We start from the raw sequence: 18,734 nt of genomic DNA, 5'->3' as shown, positions 1-18,734 counted from the left end.
ACATGGTGTGATAAGTTTATCAATTTTAACGATCAGTTCTTGGGTCTTCTTTTTTGTGACAGATATAAATAAGTGATCTACATTTCCCTTTTTTGCTGGTATATTTCAATTTTAATGAAATATTCATAGCGTGTATAAATAAGTAAATAAGTAAAGCTCCTGATGGGCAGGAGCTTTTACTAACCAATTATAAACCTAAATTATACGAGTTTGGCATGTTATTCCACTTTATACCTGCCGACCTAAATTGCCATTGCCACCAATACCCTCAACAATGAGTTTGTAGGTGCCTTTTGCATCTGCGTTAAAAAAGTCGAAAGAAGCGTTTCCATCCTTGTCGGTAAGGATATTGGGTTTCCATCCAAATTGTAGTACGTAAATCGGCCTTAGGTATCCGTGCCCGGATATGAAACATCATTTCATCAGTTGCTTAGTTAAAAAAGCTGCTACAGCTTTATTCACTTTCAAAACGTTTTCATGCTTCATCCAATGATGAGAATCATCGGGGATTACCAAATACTCAAAATAAGAGGACCCTTTAATTTCAAATCTTTTGATGAGCGAAACCCCCGCACTGAATGCCACATTCCGGTCATCATCGCCATGGATAACAAGCGTGGGTGACGTCCACGCATCCAGCGGTTCCGGGGTGTTGCCGTGAATGATAACCCCGGCTTTAAACAACTTTGAATCGCGCGCAAGTGCCGACGCTGTTAAAGCACCACCAGCCGATCCTCCGTAGATACCAATCCTTGCGGTATCAACCCAGGGTTGTGTGGCCAGCCATGTGCCACCGGCTTTAACATCCATGTAGTTTGCTCCCGGCTTCACAGGCTTATGAAAATCATACCCATAACCTATTCCCTGCCTGTAATTTACGGCTAATACTACAAAACCCCGGCTGGCCAGGTACTGGTTCATGGCATAATCAACAGCATAATAATCCATGTGGTGCCAACCTAACAGCATTTGCCTTTGCGGGCCCCCGTGTACATATACAATGGCTGGCTTTTTTACCTTACCGCCAACAGATTCAAAAAGTTGCGCATGTACCATAGTGCCATCCGGCGATTGATAAACCACCTGTTTAGGTATCACCATTTGGTTAAGCGGAAACTTTGCGGGCAGTAGGTGGGCGCCTATCAGCTTTATTTTTTTTGTAGCCAGCGGCATTATGGCAGGCAATAGCGGGCATTGGGTACCTGCAACAAACATGGCCATGATAGTGCCATCTCCGCTTAATGCGGGATAGGTTTCCAAATTGTTGCCGGTGGTCAAAACCTCTGCACCAGGTTTATCAACAGCTACACGGGCTATGTGGCGCCTGTCAATATCCAATTGCTGATCAGGACCGGTATTGGCGCTAAATACCAACCACTTACCATCGTCACTAAGGCGTATCTCTTCTGCCATAAAATTGCCCGGTGTAAGCAGCAGGGGCGTGCCGCCGGTTGAATTAATAGAATACAAATGCGGCCAGCCATCAAGGTATGATACAAACACAATACGATTGCCGGCCGCCCAATTTAAATTAGTTGCTCCATCGGTTGTTGGTATCGAACCCAGCATAGTTTCGGGCGATTTCCATAAGAGGCTGCCATCGTCTGTAGTTACATCGGCTATCCAGATAGCCCATGGCTGAATTCTTGCAGCACTGTTAGTGGATTGTGGTGTTGCAGCAGGCGGCGTATTAGATGCCACATTAGCTCCCTGCCTTGTAGGTGCAACAGCATCTGACCCTGGAGTACGAATAAATGCTATCCTTTTACCATCGGGCGACCAGCGCGGCGAAACATCCTTTGAAAACGAGGGAGCAACCCATTTGATTGGTGTTAAGCTGTTTTTGTAAATGCCAATAAAGGAATGATCGGTACGGTTACTCACAAAGGCCAGCTTCAACCCATCCGGCGACCATTGCAAGTCGCTGCTTTCGCCATAAGCATTCACCACAAGCCCGGCGGGTTTTAAACCGTTGATAGGCACCATCCAAATTTGACCATCCTTGATAAAGGCAACACGATCGCTCCCGGGAGATATAACCGGATAATCACCTTCTGATAAAAGCTTTGGGACACCACCTGCAAAAGGAACACACCAAACTTGAATTAACGGCAAAACAGGGGCCGAAGCCGCATTAACCACGCGACTGCGGTCCCTGTTACCGCTATGTTCTCCTCCACGCACATATACCACCCACTTACCATTGGCAGATATTGAAAGGCTGGTTATTTCCTGCCCGTCATCCTGTTGATAGTTGGTGAGTTTATGAAGTATAAAGGTAGGGCCACCTGCCACATAAATGTTGCGGCGGCCCTGTTCCTGAATGGTCATGGCAAACTTAGCCCCGGTAGAAGCGCTGGTTACATCCCTCGGAAATGGGTAATTAACAACATCTTCCATACTATAACCTTGCGCAAACAATACCGGATTTTTTAACAACGATACTATCAGTACTACCCCATAAATAATAAGCTTTTTCATAACGGTTTGCCTAATGGCTGTGGCTGTTAATTATTTATGCTATCATCAAAAAAATACATACCCGGCATACCAATAGGTGCACCCGGCGGCATTTCGGTAGCCGGTGCAGTTTCAAACTTACCCGGGTTGGCTCTAAAATCTTCAATTTGCGATAAGGCAAAATATATATTGGCCTTTTGAGTGGCATCTGCCGATGGTAGCTTAGTTGTTAACCAATCTTTCAACTCAGAAACCTTCAACATGGCTTGCCCTCTTACTAATTTTGAAGCACGGGTATTGGCAGCCAGTTCCAGTAAATATTCAAGGGTAAGGTTGTTAACCATAGTTTGCAGTTCGCCGTTATAGCCGGGCATTACAGGTGCTTTCCAGGTTTTTTCTATCAGTTTATCGGCTACTGCTAAAAAGCCCGGTTGTTTGCTATCACGACCATGGTACTCAATTAATCTTGCCGCACGTTCAGCATTTAATAGCGATGATATAGTTTCACCTGCGGCAGATTCTGCAGCTGCAATTGGATCAAAAGTAGGCCCGGTGTTGCCGCTAAACGTTTCCATTGAACCCGGATAGCCTGTTGGGCGAGGCGGGATTTTTGCGATTAGCTTTTCGGGTAAGGCTAAAGCATCGGGTGTAATTGTGGCAATCAAAGCATCAAAAGCACGCCATTGCTCAGCCGGATCAACCATTTGGGTAGGCACCTGTCCGTCGTTTTTAACAGCATGGGTAAAGTACAAGCCACCTACTGATTTGGCAACCGCTTCTATCTGGTAACGGTGGAGTAAATAAACAGGCACTAAAACCTCTTCTATTGTAGCCATTGGGGCATCCTTAGGTATCGATTTTTCTGAGAAGTTGTTCAGCACCTGGCGCCTTATCTTCATCAGCTTGTTTAACTCATCAATTGGGTTAACACCATCGTCCCACTGGTGCGAGGCCGGGTGTGTGTAACCACCAATATCAGGAATGTATTTAAAGCCTAACTTAATGGTTTCGTTCATGATCTTATCCAGGGCCGCGTTTTCGTCGGTTCCTTTAGGAAAATCAGAATAGCCCCACATTACCGCACGTTTATCCCAACTACCAATACCTTTAGCATAAGCGTCTGATATATCAACCGTTCCATCATTCTTTAAGCTTATGCGCGGGAAAGGATAATCCATTACCGAGGCGCGCTCTTTAGGGCTGGCGGCAAAGTTGTGCGTAAAACCCAGGGTGTGGCCAATTTCGTGAGCCGATAGCTGCCTGATACGCGCCAGAGCCATTTCCTCCAGCTTTTTATTTACAGGTTTGCCATCTTCATATGGTTGTAATAAACCTTCGGCAATCAGATAATCCTGGCGATGCCTGTCGGCACCCAAGGTTACCACACCTTTAATAATCTCGCCGGTACGCGGGTCGCAGTAAGATGAACCGTAAGAAAATGCCCTGGGGTTACCTGCACGGTTAACCCAGTTTACTACATTGTAACGAATATCCATCGGATCGGCACCTTCGGGCAATTCCTTTACCTGAAATGCATTTTTGAAACCCGCTGCTTCAAAAGCCTGGTTCCACCATGCGCCGCCTTCAATCAGTGCTTTCTTAATTTTCTCCGGAGCACCACGATCTACGTAATAAATAATAGGATCGGTAGCTTCACTCACGGCAGCATTAGGATCTTTTTTGTGCAGACGATGGCGACGGCTAAAGCGTTTCACCAGTGACTGATCCATAGGGGCCGAAAAATCCATATAGCTGAACAAGTTAAAGCTCGAACGCGGATCGAACTTGCGCGGCGTGTAATTGTTATCGGGCAGTTCAACAAACGACTGATGCATTTTCATGGTAACAGCTGTTGGATCAGGCGCTATGCCACCTCCACCGCCAAACCCTCTGCCGCCACCTGCCGCGCCTCCTACCAAAGTGATCATAGCCTCAAACTCGGTGTTTTTAGGGAAGTTTTTAGTATTGGGCAGATACATTGCCGAACGTGATTCATCAATACGGTAAGCACCGCCACCGGCCGCCGGGGCACTGCCACGGCCGGCAGCCGCACCACGGCCGCCACCAGCGCCCCCTGCACCAAGCCTGCTGCCAATATTTTGGCTATCGCGAATAAGGAACTGCGTTAAATCAACTAAAACCTTATTGCCTTCAACTGCAACAGGTACAAACCCCCATATTACTGATTTACCAAAAGCGCTTTCAACTGAGTTTTTCTCGTCAACGTTATTGTTGGTTGCACGATAATCAAAGTTAGGCTCTAACAGAAATACTTTTGGCCCTACTTTGATGAATTTGGCAATATTGGCTGATGCCTGGCCTCTCTCGGCACTGCGGCCGGCACCATCAGTCAATGAAGCGAAGTATAAAAAATCCTGGTCAAACCGGTCAATTTCAAGCAGTACCTTGCCTGTTTTTTCATCGTAGTAAAAGTTGAAGTAACCTTCAAACTTTTTCATGCCCTGGGTTGCCGATGATATACTGGCAGCCGGCCTTGCCTCGGCCATGCGCCCGGTACCGCCCCTGCCCTGGGTAGGACCATCCTGTGCCGTTGCGTTTCCAATTAAGGCAAGTGCTCCGGCTAATAAAGCTAAACGTAGTTTCATAATTTATCTGTTGCTTACGGGTTTTGAATTAATAATGGGTTGGTAGATATTTCGGCGGATGATATTGGCCATATATACCTTGATTCGGCTGCGGCAACTGCCGGGGCACTGTTTGTTGTGCTGGATTTTGCAGGCAAAGTTTGCAATAACCGTTGCAAATCGGGCACGCGGAAGCCCTCGCCTAAAAACTCTATCTTTTTCTCTTGTAATATAGTATTGATCAATGCGGCTTGGGTAGCTGTACCCGTGGCCGGGAAAGTATAAGTAGCATCAGAGCGTTTGCGTACAGCGTTTACCAATGCAGTGGCGGTTGTTAAGTCGCCGGTACGGGCGGCAGCTTCGGCATAATTTAACATCACTTCGGCATACCGAATAACCGGGATCCAGTCAGAAAAAGTTGCGGCAACTTTATACTTGGTTAACCATTTTTGCCCGGTTTGTGTTAAAATAAACCCTTTACGTGCATCTGCTGAAGCGGTGGCATACACCGGATCGGCCAGCGTAGCAGACTGGTTCAGAAAAAACTCCGCATTCCCCGGCGCAATATTAAAGTAATAGGCCAGTTGATTTTGCGTGCCCGGCGTTTCGGTAGCAGTAAACGGTAATGAAAATACAGATTCGCTACCGGCATAACTCCCGCCAAATACGGTGGCCACATTAGCTTCCAGTTTATTGTTTACACCGGTAGCTGCCTGAAAAGGTGCCGTTGTTGATACAATTTTTTTAGCCTCGGTAACCACATCGGCATACTTGCCCATTACCATATAAACCCTTGTTTTTAGTGATATAGCTGTATTGCGGTGCGCGCGGGTTGTATTTAGCGCAGCGGTGGTGTATGTTAAGGGCAAGCCCGCTTCGGCAGCATTTAAGTCGCTCAGTATCTGATCATAAATTTGAGCTACACTACTACGCGCAAGCGAATTATTTTCTGTTGACTTTTCGGCTAATAAACGTAATGGCAAACCCATACTTCCCCCATTATCTTTTATATAAGGCTGGGCATAAGTTTGTATTAGGGCAAAGTAAGACAAGGCACGTAAAAATTTGGCTTCGCCTGCATAGTTGTTATACTGCGCGTCTGTTATTTTGCTTTTGTTTAGCTCTAAACCCGCTAAGAATGTGTTTACCTGATTAATGGTGGAATAACCTGCACTCCATAAGCCGGTAACCTCGCTGGTGCTTGAACCTACACTTTGCAGCCATGTATTTTGCCCTGTTACTATATTAGGTTTATTCATAATAAACTCATCGGCACGCAGTTCATTGTAAATAAACAACCTGCCACCAAAAAACTGCCCGCTTTTTATGGATGAATACAAGCCGTTAATTTGGGCAACTATCCTCTCAGGGGTGTCAAACGCAACGTCCTGTGAAATAAAGGTTATAACAGTTGGGTCAAGTAAGTTTTTAGTGCAGGATACGGAAGCCAGCATCATTAAACTTAGCAATGAAGCCTTTAATGCTATGTGATTATATCGTTTTAAATTTTTCATCGTCAATATCATTTTTAAAATCCAACATTAACTCCCAGTGTGAAGGTTTTTCCAGCGGGAACTGAGTTTTTATCCCGGCCGGAAGCTGTGTTTGAGTCTCCGTTAGCAGAGATTTCAGGGTCAGACCCGGTATAATTTGTATGTATGATGATATTACTTGCCGAACCGTAGACACGGATGGATGAAATACCTATTTTTTTTAATGATTTAGATGGTATGGTATATCCTAACTGGACATTACCCAATTTAATGTAACCACCATCTTCAACATTAGCCGAGTTCATGAGTACCGAACCGCTGGCGTATTGATCGTTATAGTGCAGTGCAGGAATATCTGTAACCTGTCCTGGGGTTGTCCATCTTCTTAATATATCCACCTGGTTATTAAAAAAGCGGTTATCAAGTAAGGTTGCGCGGGTACCATTGTAGATTTGGTTGCCGCCTGAATAAACAACATTCACATATAAATCAAAATTGTTATAACTAAAGGTGTTATTAAAACCGCCATAATAGGTTGGCAATGTTGGGCCCATAATGCGCGAATCTGTATATAGATCAAGCGCTGGTGCTGTGGTACCATCTAAATAAGTCCATGCCGAACCCACCGGATTGTATTGCACAACCTTATCCTCTTTGTTTAAATAAGTTCGCAGGCCATTGGCTGGGTTAACACCCTTTGTTGGTATTACATAAATTGATGCTACTGAGTAGCCCACACGTGTAATGTTTGAAGTTTCGAGGCCGCTTGTCCATAAGTCGGCATTACCACTGGCCAAAGCCGTTACACGGTTTTTCAGCGTGCTGTAATTTAATCCGGTTGTCCATTTAAACCTGCCTTTATCAATTATATGAGCCTGAATATTAAACTCAAACCCTCTATTATACATAGATCCAATATTAGCCGTGATAGAGTTGTTAGGAATCCCCTTTGATGGTGCTTGCGGAGCCGCTAAAATCAGGCCGTCAATATTATTGTTAAAATAATCGGCATCAATAGTGATCTTATTTTGCCATAAACCTAAGTTGATACCAAAATCTGTTTTTTTACTGGTTTCCCATTTTAGATCTGTGTTGCCTGCCTGGGCTATACCAAGTGATGCTACACCGCCATATACACCTGAACTGTATAAAGATAAAGCAGGATAGTTACCTATATTAACGTTACCTACCTGCCCATAACTGGCCCTGATTTTTAAGCTTGATATATTTTTGGCTAATGACCAGCTTTGAAAGAAGCCTTCCTCGTGAACGTTCCAGCCTATTGATCCGCCACCGAAGTTGCCGAATTTAAGCCCGTTAGCCAAACCAGAATAACCATCTCTGCGAAAGCTGGCACTTAACAAGTACTTTTTCTTATAATCGTAAAACAAATTACTGAAGTAAGAACGGAAACCATTTTCGCCATATGCACTTGAAGAGCCGCCGATTGTAGTAAAGCTACCTTCAAACGATTCATAATACCTATCAGTAAGGTTGGTACGGGTAACCCCGAATGAATTGGATGTAGTGTGAATTTCCTGGTACCCAGCCAATATATTAAGGTTATGGTTTTTTGCAATGTTGGTTATATAGTTAAGCGTTGTGGTAGCATCTGTACGGTAGTTGCGGCTTTGTGTATTAGTAGCCGAACCGTTGGTTGAAAAGCCACCAGCCTGGTATGGGTTGCTAAATGATCTGTTAACTGTATTTAAATTGTTGATGCTGTAATTAATCTTAGCCTTTAAACCCTTTAAAAATTCCCACTCGCCATAAACTGATCCTAAAAACGAGTTGCTTTCTGAAGTGAATTTATCATGTTCTAACTGTGGCAATGGGTTGTAATAACCCGTTAAAACAGTATTTGCACCATAACCTATGCCGCTGCCATTAATGTTGTAGCTGCCATCGGGGTTAAAAGGCGAAAGGTTGGGCGGAAGTACCATTGATTCGCGCACCAGGTTATTTAAACCAAAAGAGTTGCCCACACCGCTGGTTAAGTTATTATTTAAGGTATTGCCGTAACTTAAGTTAGTACCAATAGTAATGTGTTTGGTTAGCTTATGATCTAAATTAGCCCTCGCAACTTTGCGGTCAAAAGTATTTTTAACCAAAAATCCTTCCTGATCCGAATAACCTAATGAAACAAAATAACTGGTAGCATCACTTGCGCCGGATACGCTAAGGTTATGGTTTTGTGATTTACCGGTTTGGTACACATAATCATACCAGTTGGTTGAAACGGTTGAACCATCGGCCAATGTCTGCGGGAAATATGCCGGTGCTGATCCAATGTTAGCCAAGGACTCATTTTTGATCGTGATGTAATCAGTTACCCCCAGCATATCGGGCAGCTTTGGCTTAGTGTTTAAGCCAAACCAGCCGCTATAATTTACCTTTGCCTTACCAGGCTTACCTTTTTTAGTGGTAATTACTACTACACCGTTGGCTGCGCGTGAACCATAAATAGCCGTAGCCGATGCATCTTTTAGCACCTCTATAGATTCGATATCTTCAGTATTAATGGTTGACAAGGGGTTGTTTTCTGCAGAGTTACCTACATCGCCGGTAAAAGTGGTGATACCATCAATAACGATAAGTGGGTACGAACTAAGCGTAATGGAATTTGTACCGCGCACCCTAAAAACAGGCGGCGTATTTAATGAGCCTCCTCCAGAGGTAATCTTTACACCTGGAGCCTGGCCGGCGAGCGCCTGATCAAAGCTTGGTATAGGCCTGTTGGCAATATCTTTGCTGCCAATATGTGCAGATGAACCGGTAAAGTCTGCCCTGTTTTGTACCGTATAACCTGATACTACCACGTCGGCAAGCTGGCCAAAACTTTCGACCAGGGTAATAGTTATGTTAGTGCGGTTACCAACAGCTACTTCCTGATTTTTATAACCAATAAATGTAAATACCAATATACTGCTTGCATCAGGCACCTGTATAGAGTATGAGCCATCCACCCCGGTTTGTGTGCCGGCTTTAGAGCCCTTTACCATAACCGATACGCCTTGTACAGGTTGTCCTTTTTCATCTACTACTGTACCACCAATCCTTAAAGGCGGTGCAGGTTTAAGCACCTTGGGAGCTACCTGTTGTTTTTTAAGATGAAGAACTATGGTTTTATCAACAATAGAGTAAGTTAAGGGTTGGTTTGCAAATACCAAATTTAAAACTTTGTCAAGCGGGGCATCTTTTACATTAACGTCTACCTCATTAGCCAACGTTATCAATTCCTGGTTATACAAGAACAGATAATTAGTTTGTTTTTTAATTTCGCCAAATACAGTGGTTAACGAGGCATGGTGTTTAGTGATGGTGATACCCGGCATCACTTCAACAGCCTGTGCCTGAAAAAAAACAGCAAATAGCAGGGTAACCATCAAATTCATCTTAGTTGTTACATTTTTACTAATTCTTAAAACCGGAACGAAGCCTTGGTTGTCAAGGTGTTTAGAATAAGTACAGCAGTTATACATTGCGCCAGGCTTGCTTAGAGCCATTTTTGGGATAATGTTTTTAACAGGCAGTAAAATTGCAGCCGTTTTAGCTACGAACTTTTTACAATAAAGTACAAGTTCATTTTTGCAAATAGCAGTTAATTGCATAGTTTTGCATGATTAGGGTTAATAATAAATAGCTTTACAAGAAGAGATTAATTGTTTTCCTCAATCAATTATAAGCCGGGAATGGTGAGACATTTCCGGTTTTTTATCTTTATGAGGTTTTCTTACATAAGTAATTTATGGGCTCATATATTATTTTTTAGGCATTAGTTTAAAACTTCAATTACATTATCTTTAATTAAAAAATTTACTCCACTTAATTCGAGCATTTTCAGCACATCAGTCAATTTTGATTTGCGTGAAATATAACCGGTAAATTGATGGTCATGAGTATTTGCGCTATATATAATTTTAACACCATACCACCTGCCTATTTGTCGCATAATCTCGTGCGTTCCTGATCCGTCAAAGCTAAACAGCTCGTTTTTCCAGGCTATAACTTGCTGTACATCAACATTGGCAACCTCAATACTGTTATTCTCAATACTGTTATTAATGGCAGCCTGCTCACCCGGAACTATCAATTTGCTTACATGGCCTTTTTGTACTTTTACTGATCCTTCAATAAGCGTCGTATTAATATTGCTTTCATCTTGATAAGCCATCACGTCAAAGTGTGTACCCAGTACCTGTACTGATATTCCTTTAGGCATATTCACAATAAAAGGCTTGTTTTTATTTTTAGCCACTTCAAAGTAGGCCTCGCCAATTAGTTCCACATGCCTGCTTTTTGCACTAAATGCGGACGGAAATTTTAAAGAACTCAATGCGTTTAACCAAACCTTAGTGCCATCAGGCAGCTTAATCTGATATTGCTCACCACTTGGTGTACTAATGCTGTTCATTTGCGAAAGGGCCTTGGTTTGCGTTGCTGGCGTCACATTATAATATATATATGCTCCGTTGGCATCTTCCTTAATTAATGTGTTGCCATACCTGGCTACGGTGCTTTTGCTCAATTTGCTTAATGCCATCTTTGAACCATCGGCAAGTGTTAATATAACTTGATGTGTATTGTTCGCCGAATAGTCGTTTTGCATTTTACCGGCTTTTTTAATCAAAAGCTGTTTTTGCTTTTGATTAAAAAAGCTATAAAAAACAGCCAAACCTATGAATAGGGTTAATACTGCTGCTAACGGCCTGTAAAAATGCACCACTTTGAAGTTGGATGACTTTTTTTGAGCATCTATAATATTGGCAAACAGCTTATCCTTTAAATCCTCATCACTTATTAATGCCGGCCAGGTTAGGCGCTCAAGAGGCTTCTCGTTGTACCAATTATTAAAAACTGCCCGTTCATCTGCCGTAATGGTGCCTTTCAACCACTTGTCAGCCAGTTCTTTGATCTTTTCGTTTGATACGGGTTGCATTTATAATTACGACTGTTTACATGTATAGCGTATAAAACATATGCTTTACCCTTACTCCGTTTTAAAATAAGTTTGTTAAAGATTTAAGTTGTGATTAAAATATCACTTATGATAAGCAACATTAGGAAATTACCTAAGGTTAGGCGGAGTATCTTTAGCGCCTTTCTGATATGCGCTTCAACTGTTTTATGTGAAATGGATAAATTTTCAGAGATCTGCTTATCCGTAAATCCACCTTCACGGCTTAATCTGAAAATTAACTGGCATTTTTCGGGCAAGGCTGTAACAGCTGTTTCAAAATGCTCCCTTAACTCTTCAAAGTCAAGCCATTGCTGGGTCGAATGATCTTCAACCACTATACCGTCTATATCTTCTGTAAAGCTGGAGTGTTTATTGCTTTTGGCTAATTGTGCCATTACCTCATAGCGTACAACGGATGCAATGTAAGTACGAAATGTGTATTTTAATTCAATTCTTTTTCGACGCTTCCAAAAATTAATGAAGCAGTCCTGTACAACCTCTTCGGCTAAAATCTGCGACTGTAATTTTGAATATGCCTGGATAAGTAGTTTTTTCCAGTAGCGGTTATATAAAAGCTTGAAGGCGTTATTGTCATTTTGGGTAACTAAAATAACAAGTTCCTCATCGGTATAAGTAAGATATCGGCTAAAATTTGACATATTTAACTGTTTGTATTCAAATTTTAGCCCAATATAGTACTAAATAGAATTTATTTCATATAATTTTCATTGAATTTTAACATTATTTTAACTTTTTAGTCTTTTTAATTTAATTATAGATGATATTTAATGAAAAACATAAAAAATATGCAATATTTTAATAAAAATGAATTCTTTACGTTGCTATAATGAATAACTTGCCTTACTTTAAAGTCTTTTATAATAAATATCTTTAACCCACACTGCTTCTTCCCGACAGGTTTCTTTCAATTTGCCTTTAATGCTTTCGTAAAAGGCTCGAATACGTCCGTCCAAACGGAAAATGTTTTTTAAATCTGTTCAATGTCTTGCGGATACGGGATCGTTTTAATGAAAGATAATTCAATTGCATTTCAGGAGCCAGGGAAATCAGGCTATTTTTAATTCGTAGTATATGCCTTTCTCCTTTTTTGTTTCCATGGCTTAGTTGAAAGAGGGTTCGCGGAAAACGGGTACAAATAAGCCCATATAATTACACAGGTGCACGACCATGTGGCGGCCGATCGCCTCGCCGATCTCCCGGAGGGCCGTTTCACTGAGGGGGCTTTGATAACCGGGGTTACCGGCCTGGAAATAATGCAGGTGAAAATCTTGCCCTGCAAGCCGGGTATCACGGTCATACCAGCGGCCCTGTTCCAGCTGCAGTGTCAATGTAATAAACTGCTGCCCGTTATGATATTCAATCACAAATTGTGGCGAATAGGGCACAGGCCATTGTTCAGGCGGAACCTCGTCCACCTGTATCCGGGTCATGCCCCGGCTTAGCTCCACATCAATATAAAACGCTTCCATAAAAACAGACCACAAATCTAATACTAAAAATATTAGTATTTTATTATCCTTGTTAAAATATTTAGTAGTTATTAATTATTTTATGTTTGCCATGTAGAAAAAAGAGAGTAATGAAAAGTCTTTAACCGTTATTTCGGATAGCCGGTGAGCATACGCAGCGCATATCCATTTATGTTGTCCGCCTGTATACCGGTATACAAGGTGAATATGGAGACCTTAAAAAAAACCTAAAAACATGTTGCCCCATACTTGGTTATTCTACAAAAGAGACGAAATGAAAGGTTGGCAGGAAATTGATAACAAATTGCACAAAGTGTTCAAGTTTAAGGACTTCTCTGAAGCTTTTTCCTTTATGACCAGGGTCGCTTTGTTGGCAGAATCCAAGCAGCATCATCCCACCTGGAAAAACGAATGGAACAAAGTGGAAATCTGGTTATCAACCCATGACCAGGGCGATATTGTTACCGATAAGGACAGGTTGCTGTCCAGGGCTATTGACAATTTGTTGCTTTGATATTCATTAATATCAAAGCTTACTGGAAACACCTGGATGGTAAGCCGGCCTCTTTTTTTCCTTCCACCTTTTCGGAAACCATTGCTTATTTCTTCGCTTCGTATTTTAAGCCATGTGCCTGTATGTTTATTGAACCTATTCCTACTAAATTAAGTATCCATGAGAGGTAGGTAGACCCGAGAATAACTTTAAGCTTTATCCCCACCATTTTAAAGGCAGTTCAATCTGATCCACCGAGCTGACAATCAAATCGGGCTTGAAGGCATAACGGCCGAGCCTGTCCTTTCTTGCAATCCCGGATAAAACTAGAATCGTTTTGTACCCCATCTGGACTCCGCCTTGTATATCTGTTTCCATGGTATCCCCGATAACAGTAGTGTCCGCTGTTTCCAGCCCAAGATATTTTCGTGCGGACCGCATCATAACTGGACTTGGTTTACCTGTCACGAACGCTTTTACGCCGGAAGCCTCCTCGATCATCGCTGTGGTCGCCGCAATACCGAGGTTATTCCAACCCGGTTTTTTGGGTGACGGGTCCCTGTTTGTGGTAATGAACTTGGCGCCTGCGAGGATCATATCTACCGCTTTCTGCACCATCTCTAATGTGAAGTTTCTGCCTTCCCCCAATACAACAAATTCAGGATCTGTATCCACCAGAGTGATCCCGTTTTCATGCAAGCTGGTCAACAGGCCACCCTCACCTAAAACGTAAGCTGTGCCGCCGGGGCTTTGGTCGCCCAGGAATTTACCTGTTGCCATTGCACTGGTATAAACATGATTTGCTTCGACCGTAATGCCAAGACGTTTTAGCTTCCTAACAATCTGCAGGCTGGTGGGCTGACTGTTATTCGTCATAAATGCGAAGGGTATATTTCCCTTTAGTAAACTAGCTATAAATTTGTCAGCTCCTTCAATCAGTGTTTCTCCACTGTAAATAACACCGTCCATATCGATTAACAATCCTTGCTTCATAATATTCATGTATAATTTAAAGATCAGCCTTCTGGCTATAAAAAATGGATATCTCACCGTAAGTAAGCGCTACTAGATTATAAATTTAACACCGCTGCCAATTCTTTTCTCATTACCTCCGGATCGACGTCAGTCCCTGTCCAGTACTTTATCCCGATCACTCCTTGATTAACGAGCATTTGGAGCCCGTCCACCGTGCTGCAGCCCCGGCTTTTCGCTTCCCGCAAAAAATGTGTTTGCGGTGGGTTATGGATACCATCTGCAACTACCATACCATCATTCAAGGTATTAAAATCGATGTCCAACTGCTGATCAACGTTTGGGTAAAGGCCGATAGAAGTAGCGTTAATAACGATGTCGGTCTCCGGCCGTATTTGAAAGTTGTGTGTCCATGGTGAATAGCTTGCTGTAGCTCCGGTTTTTTCATTAATCAGACCGGCTAATTCTTCTCCGCGTTCATGACCCCGGTTAACGATATCGATGTTCGCAGCGCCGGCAAAGGCCATTTCCACCGCTACAGCCCGTGCTGCACCACCGGCCCCAAAGATCAATACGCTCTTGCCGGCGGGGTCGGTTACTGTCCGCATCGCCTGAACGAAGCCCTTGCCATCAGTGTTTTCACCGATCCAGTCATTCCCTCTTCGTACGATAGTGTTCACTGCGCCAATTATCCTGGCAGATTCACCCAACTCATCGAGGTATTGGATCACGTTAACTTTATGAGGTATAGAACAGTTAAAACCTGTCCAGCCCATGGCCTTTGCGCCTTTCACAGCGGCTTCCAGATTTTCCGGGGTTACTTCACAATTGATATACCGATAGTGTAGCTCGTGATACTGAAAAGCAGCTTCCATCATCGCTACAGTCGGGTTCTCTGCAGCAGGCATGGCGAAAGAACCGGTCAGCCGGGGCAAAAAATTGACCTCATCTTTTTTGTTCATGACTTGATTATTATTTTAAAGGGTTGAAATTTAAGCGCTGAACGTTAATAAATCCTATAATTCGCTGATAAAAACGTCATTTTTTGCCGGAGTTTTTGACGTGAGTTTGATCATTAGGATAATGAAGCTTAGCATACCGGTCACGCCATTTGCTATCATTACCGGAGTGTCTTGCTTGGTATAGGCATAATATACCCACAGCAGGCTGCCAACTACGATCATCGTATAGGTAGGAACAGACAGGCTATGGGTCGACTTCGTTCGGATGATCCGGTAGGCCTGCGGCACATAAGCCCCGGTTGTAAAAAAGGTAGCGATTAATCCTAATATTTCTAATGCATTCATAGTGTAGTTTTGATATTAAATAATCTGGAAATTGATCTGCTGAAGGGTTTTCAGTGTCCCATTAACAAGTAAGTGTTTTCGGTAAAGCGTGTATGTTTCTACAAAGCCAGGAAGGCTGTACAAACGTGCACTTGCTAATGGTGAAATATGCAAAAAGCGATGATGGTCATTTTCCCTGATCAGTCGCCAGTCATCGGCATTCAGCGCGGGGGCATCCACCTCGTAGCGTCCCGACAGATCGTCCATACCCTGCTTCAGATAGTGCCCGTAGGAAGCGATCAGAAACGCAACACGCCGCAGGTCCATTTTTTTTTGCAGCATATCTTTAAGTGTCGGCAGGATAAATGCCGGGATCTTGGCCCCGCCATGAAAACAAAGCCTGGAAATTTTGTCACTCACTGCCGCATTGGAAAAACGGGACAACAGTCTTTTTTTATAGCCTTCCAGATCAATACCCGCAGGAATTCCGGTGACAGGGGAGACGTCCTTGTTCATAAAATCTTCCAGGTATGCCTTTAATGTCTTATTTCGCAACGCTTTATCAACCCTCCGGTAACCTGCCAGGAAAGCCGGGTAAGCCAGCATGCTGTGAGAGGCATTCAGGAAACGGAGTTTTAGATGCTCATAAGGTGTGACATCTTCGGTGAAAATTACACCCGCGAGTTCCCATCCCGGTCGTCCCGCGCAAAAATTGTCCTCGATGATCCATTGAGTAAAGTCTTCCGCAAATACGGGTATCTCGTCACGGATTCCACTTCCTATATTCAACCTTTCAAAATCTTCCTTTTCTGTAGCCGGCGTTATCCGGTCCACTACAGCGTTAGGGAACGTGACATAATCTGCTATCCATTGTGCTAATTCACCATCCCTCTTTTTTGCAAAAGAAATGACCGACTGACGGGCTACATCGCCATTGTGCAGCAAATTGTCACAGGATAATACCGTGAAAGGACCAATTCCTCCTTCTTTTCGTCGCCTTAACGCTTCCACGATGTAACCAAATGCAGTTTTTGGCTCTGTTGGATTAGCCAGGTCATGCTGGATTTGGAGATCATCATAATTGAATTCATTGTTTTCATTCAGATAATAACCTCCTTCGGTAATTGTAAGGGTCACGATCCTGATGTCCGGCGAAGCTAACTGCTCGATCGCGGCCTGCGGATGAACGGATGCTGCAATATATTTGGTGATAGCACCCACTACGGAGAATTGTGAAGATCCGTCGGCGGCGTAGGTCGTCAGCGTGTACAGGTTCTTTTGCTGCTCAAACTTTTCAGCCATCCGCTTCCCGGAGGCTGTTATACCGATACCAACGATTCCCCAGTTTTTATTACCGGTCAAATTGAGGTATTGGTGCGTATAGTAGGCCTGGTGCGCTCTGTGGAAATTTCCCACTCCAATATGAGCAATTCCGGCTTTGACCAACTTTGGATCATAATTCAAACCGGTGACAGGTGCCTTTTTTTCAAGTGCGTTAATTATTCTTCTCATAGTATTTATTTTTGACCTCTGAATTCTTACCCGCCACGCTTAGAACATTATCATTTCTGATGAATAAACGGTGCGGTAAAAATTCAGCAGTTGTCATTGTTTTGCATTGTGGCGTATCTTTGAACAGATTTTAATGTAAAGAACTCATCCGGATGCGCAGGCTTAAACAGTTCGAACCACTCGTTATTCATGATTTTGAGGAGCGTATATTTCATATGGAAAGCCATGCGCATACTTATTTTGAAATAGGATATATCTATAAGGGCAGTGGTATCCATCACCTGAATAACAATAGTATCAAATACAGGTCAGGTGATGTTTTTCTGATTTGCCCGGAGGATACCCATACCTTTGATATCAGGACAAGCACACGCTTCGTTTTTATCAAATTTACCGACTCGTATTTTGAACTTGAAGGTAAGATATGTCCTGAAAGCGGCCCGCTTTATGAACCGACAAAATTGATGCGCAACCAGTTGCTAAAAGAGAAGAAACTACAGCTTAGCTATCCCAATACACTGATCCTTAAAAATATCATTGATATTATTGTTGTTTATAAGGATCTTCCTAACATCAGCTATTCCCATATCATTTTTCACCAGGTCATTTCTCTGCTTGGGCTCATCAAAGAATCACTGAATAAGTTTGACACCAATTATTCCCTCAGGGATAGCGGCCAGGAACAACTGATTTCCTATGTTCACGATCATATTTACAAACCAGAATTGATCCAGATTAGAAATATTGCCAAACACTTCCGTATTGCACCAAGTTATTTCAGTGCCTATTTTAAAAGGAAATTTGGCATGGGTTACAGCGAATATGTGAATCAATACCGCGCCAAACTGATAGAGACGAGGATGTTATCCAAACAATATACCCTGAAACAGATCACGGAGGAATTTGGCTTTACTGACGAAAGCCACCTTTCCAGGTTTTTTAAAAAACATCATCAGGTCTCGCCGGGCTCTTATCAAAAAACAGTGACATCTTCCAAATGATGAGCTGTTCCTTAAGCCACAAATCTGCTTAACAGTTTTCTTTCCAGTAAATGATATTGCGCTGAGTTTGATTCCTGGCAGTCAAACACCTTGTCTGCCCTTCCAAATTTATAACAGATCGTAGAAACCAGGTCTTCAACCTGTCGTTCCTCCTTTAGATCAGCCTGGATAGCAACAACATGCTGCGGGTGTTCGACGTTTCCTAATATATCTACCGCCAGCGAAAGGGCACTCCAGTCAGTATCAACCAGGATAACCCGGTTGGAGGCATCAACAACCTCTCTGGCGATGGAAAGGGCCTTTACAGAGGTTCCTCCGAAAATTACTACATTATTGATCTTTGAGTTCATAGTCTTCTTTTTTAATGAAAAGGACATACAATCCTTATCCGGTTATTAAAATTGATCCCATTGGTATTGCTGATTCTCTGAAGAATCCCGCCACCAGCAAATTCAAATAGATGTGAATAACAAATTACAAAG

At 42.9% G+C, this 18,734-nt stretch carries 14 protein-coding genes; 2 read left to right on the top strand and 12 right to left on the bottom strand.

The window, feature by feature from the left end; all coding sequences use genetic code 11:
- Positions 1 to 414 precede the first annotated feature (414 nt).
- The 7 genes from WC743_RS05885 to WC743_RS05855 form a co-directional block, all read right to left on the bottom strand.
- Complete coding sequence (locus WC743_RS05885; RefSeq protein ID WP_373010919.1) at positions 415 to 2,481, bottom strand: prolyl oligopeptidase family serine peptidase; 2,067 nt, start codon at positions 2,479 to 2,481, stop codon at positions 415 to 417.
- 26 nt (positions 2,482 to 2,507) lie between these two features.
- Complete coding sequence (locus tag WC743_RS05880) at positions 2,508 to 5,066, bottom strand: zinc-dependent metalloprotease (RefSeq protein ID WP_373010918.1); 2,559 nt, start codon at positions 5,064 to 5,066, stop codon at positions 2,508 to 2,510.
- Positions 5,067 to 5,080: 14 nt separating this feature from the next.
- Positions 5,081 to 6,559 (bottom strand): RagB/SusD family nutrient uptake outer membrane protein, encoded by a 1,479-nt coding sequence (locus tag WC743_RS05875; RefSeq protein WP_373010917.1) that lies wholly within the window; start codon positions 6,557 to 6,559, stop codon positions 5,081 to 5,083.
- A gap of 14 nt (positions 6,560 to 6,573) precedes the next feature.
- Positions 6,574 to 9,933 (bottom strand): TonB-dependent receptor, encoded by a 3,360-nt coding sequence (locus WC743_RS05870; RefSeq protein ID WP_373010916.1) that lies wholly within the window; start codon positions 9,931 to 9,933, stop codon positions 6,574 to 6,576.
- 380 nt (positions 9,934 to 10,313) lie between these two features.
- On the bottom strand, positions 10,314 to 11,477 hold the full coding sequence (locus tag WC743_RS05865) for a FecR family protein (protein ID WP_373010915.1): 1,164 nt from the start codon (positions 11,475 to 11,477) through the stop codon (positions 10,314 to 10,316).
- A gap of 83 nt (positions 11,478 to 11,560) precedes the next feature.
- Complete coding sequence (locus tag WC743_RS05860) at positions 11,561 to 12,157, bottom strand: RNA polymerase sigma factor (protein WP_373010914.1); 597 nt, start codon at positions 12,155 to 12,157, stop codon at positions 11,561 to 11,563.
- 462 nt (positions 12,158 to 12,619) lie between these two features.
- On the bottom strand, positions 12,620 to 12,988 hold the full coding sequence (locus tag WC743_RS05855; RefSeq protein WP_373010913.1) for a hypothetical protein: 369 nt from the start codon (positions 12,986 to 12,988) through the stop codon (positions 12,620 to 12,622).
- 235 nt (positions 12,989 to 13,223) lie between these two features.
- Here WC743_RS05855 and WC743_RS05850 point away from each other — a divergent pair, with 235 nt between their 5' ends.
- Positions 13,224 to 13,502, top strand: coding sequence for a 4a-hydroxytetrahydrobiopterin dehydratase (locus WC743_RS05850; protein WP_373010912.1), 279 nt, complete (start codon positions 13,224 to 13,226; stop codon positions 13,500 to 13,502).
- A 195-nt stretch (positions 13,503 to 13,697) separates the two neighbouring features.
- On the opposite strand, the gene WC743_RS05845 is transcribed toward WC743_RS05850, so the two are convergent.
- The 4 genes from WC743_RS05845 to WC743_RS05830 all read right to left on the bottom strand — a co-directional run bounded on the left by WC743_RS05845 (position 13,698) and on the right by WC743_RS05830 (position 17,251).
- Positions 13,698 to 14,474: an HAD-IIA family hydrolase gene (locus WC743_RS05845; protein ID WP_373010911.1), complete on the bottom strand. Its 777-nt coding sequence runs from the start codon at positions 14,472 to 14,474 to the stop codon at positions 13,698 to 13,700.
- 77 nt (positions 14,475 to 14,551) lie between these two features.
- The gene (gene aroE / locus WC743_RS05840) at positions 14,552 to 15,415 is read right to left on the bottom strand and encodes a shikimate dehydrogenase (protein ID WP_373010910.1); all 864 of its coding nucleotides are present in this window, start codon (positions 15,413 to 15,415) and stop codon (positions 14,552 to 14,554) included.
- 54 nt (positions 15,416 to 15,469) lie between these two features.
- A complete protein-coding gene (locus WC743_RS05835; RefSeq protein WP_373010909.1) occupies positions 15,470 to 15,760 on the bottom strand; it encodes a SemiSWEET family sugar transporter in 291 nt (96 codons plus the stop codon).
- Positions 15,761 to 15,775: 15 nt separating this feature from the next.
- A complete protein-coding gene (locus WC743_RS05830) occupies positions 15,776 to 17,251 on the bottom strand; it encodes a mannitol dehydrogenase family protein (RefSeq protein ID WP_373010908.1) in 1,476 nt (491 codons plus the stop codon).
- 152 nt (positions 17,252 to 17,403) lie between these two features.
- On the opposite strand from WC743_RS05830, the gene WC743_RS05825 reads away from it, so the two are divergent.
- Positions 17,404 to 18,252 carry a helix-turn-helix domain-containing protein gene (locus tag WC743_RS05825; protein WP_373010907.1) on the top strand — a complete coding sequence of 283 codons (849 nt, stop codon included), beginning with the start codon at positions 17,404 to 17,406 and terminating at the stop codon, positions 18,250 to 18,252.
- A gap of 11 nt (positions 18,253 to 18,263) precedes the next feature.
- Here WC743_RS05825 and WC743_RS05820 read toward each other — a convergent pair whose 3' ends face one another.
- Positions 18,264 to 18,602, bottom strand: a complete 339-nt coding sequence (locus WC743_RS05820; RefSeq protein WP_373010906.1) for a hypothetical protein — start codon at positions 18,600 to 18,602, stop codon at positions 18,264 to 18,266.
- Positions 18,603 to 18,734 lie beyond the last annotated feature (132 nt).

It is taken from the genome of Mucilaginibacter sp. (assembly GCF_041660805.1).
Lineage (GTDB): Bacteria > Bacteroidota > Bacteroidia > Sphingobacteriales > Sphingobacteriaceae > Mucilaginibacter.
This window is presented reverse-complemented; position numbering and strand designations above follow the sequence as displayed.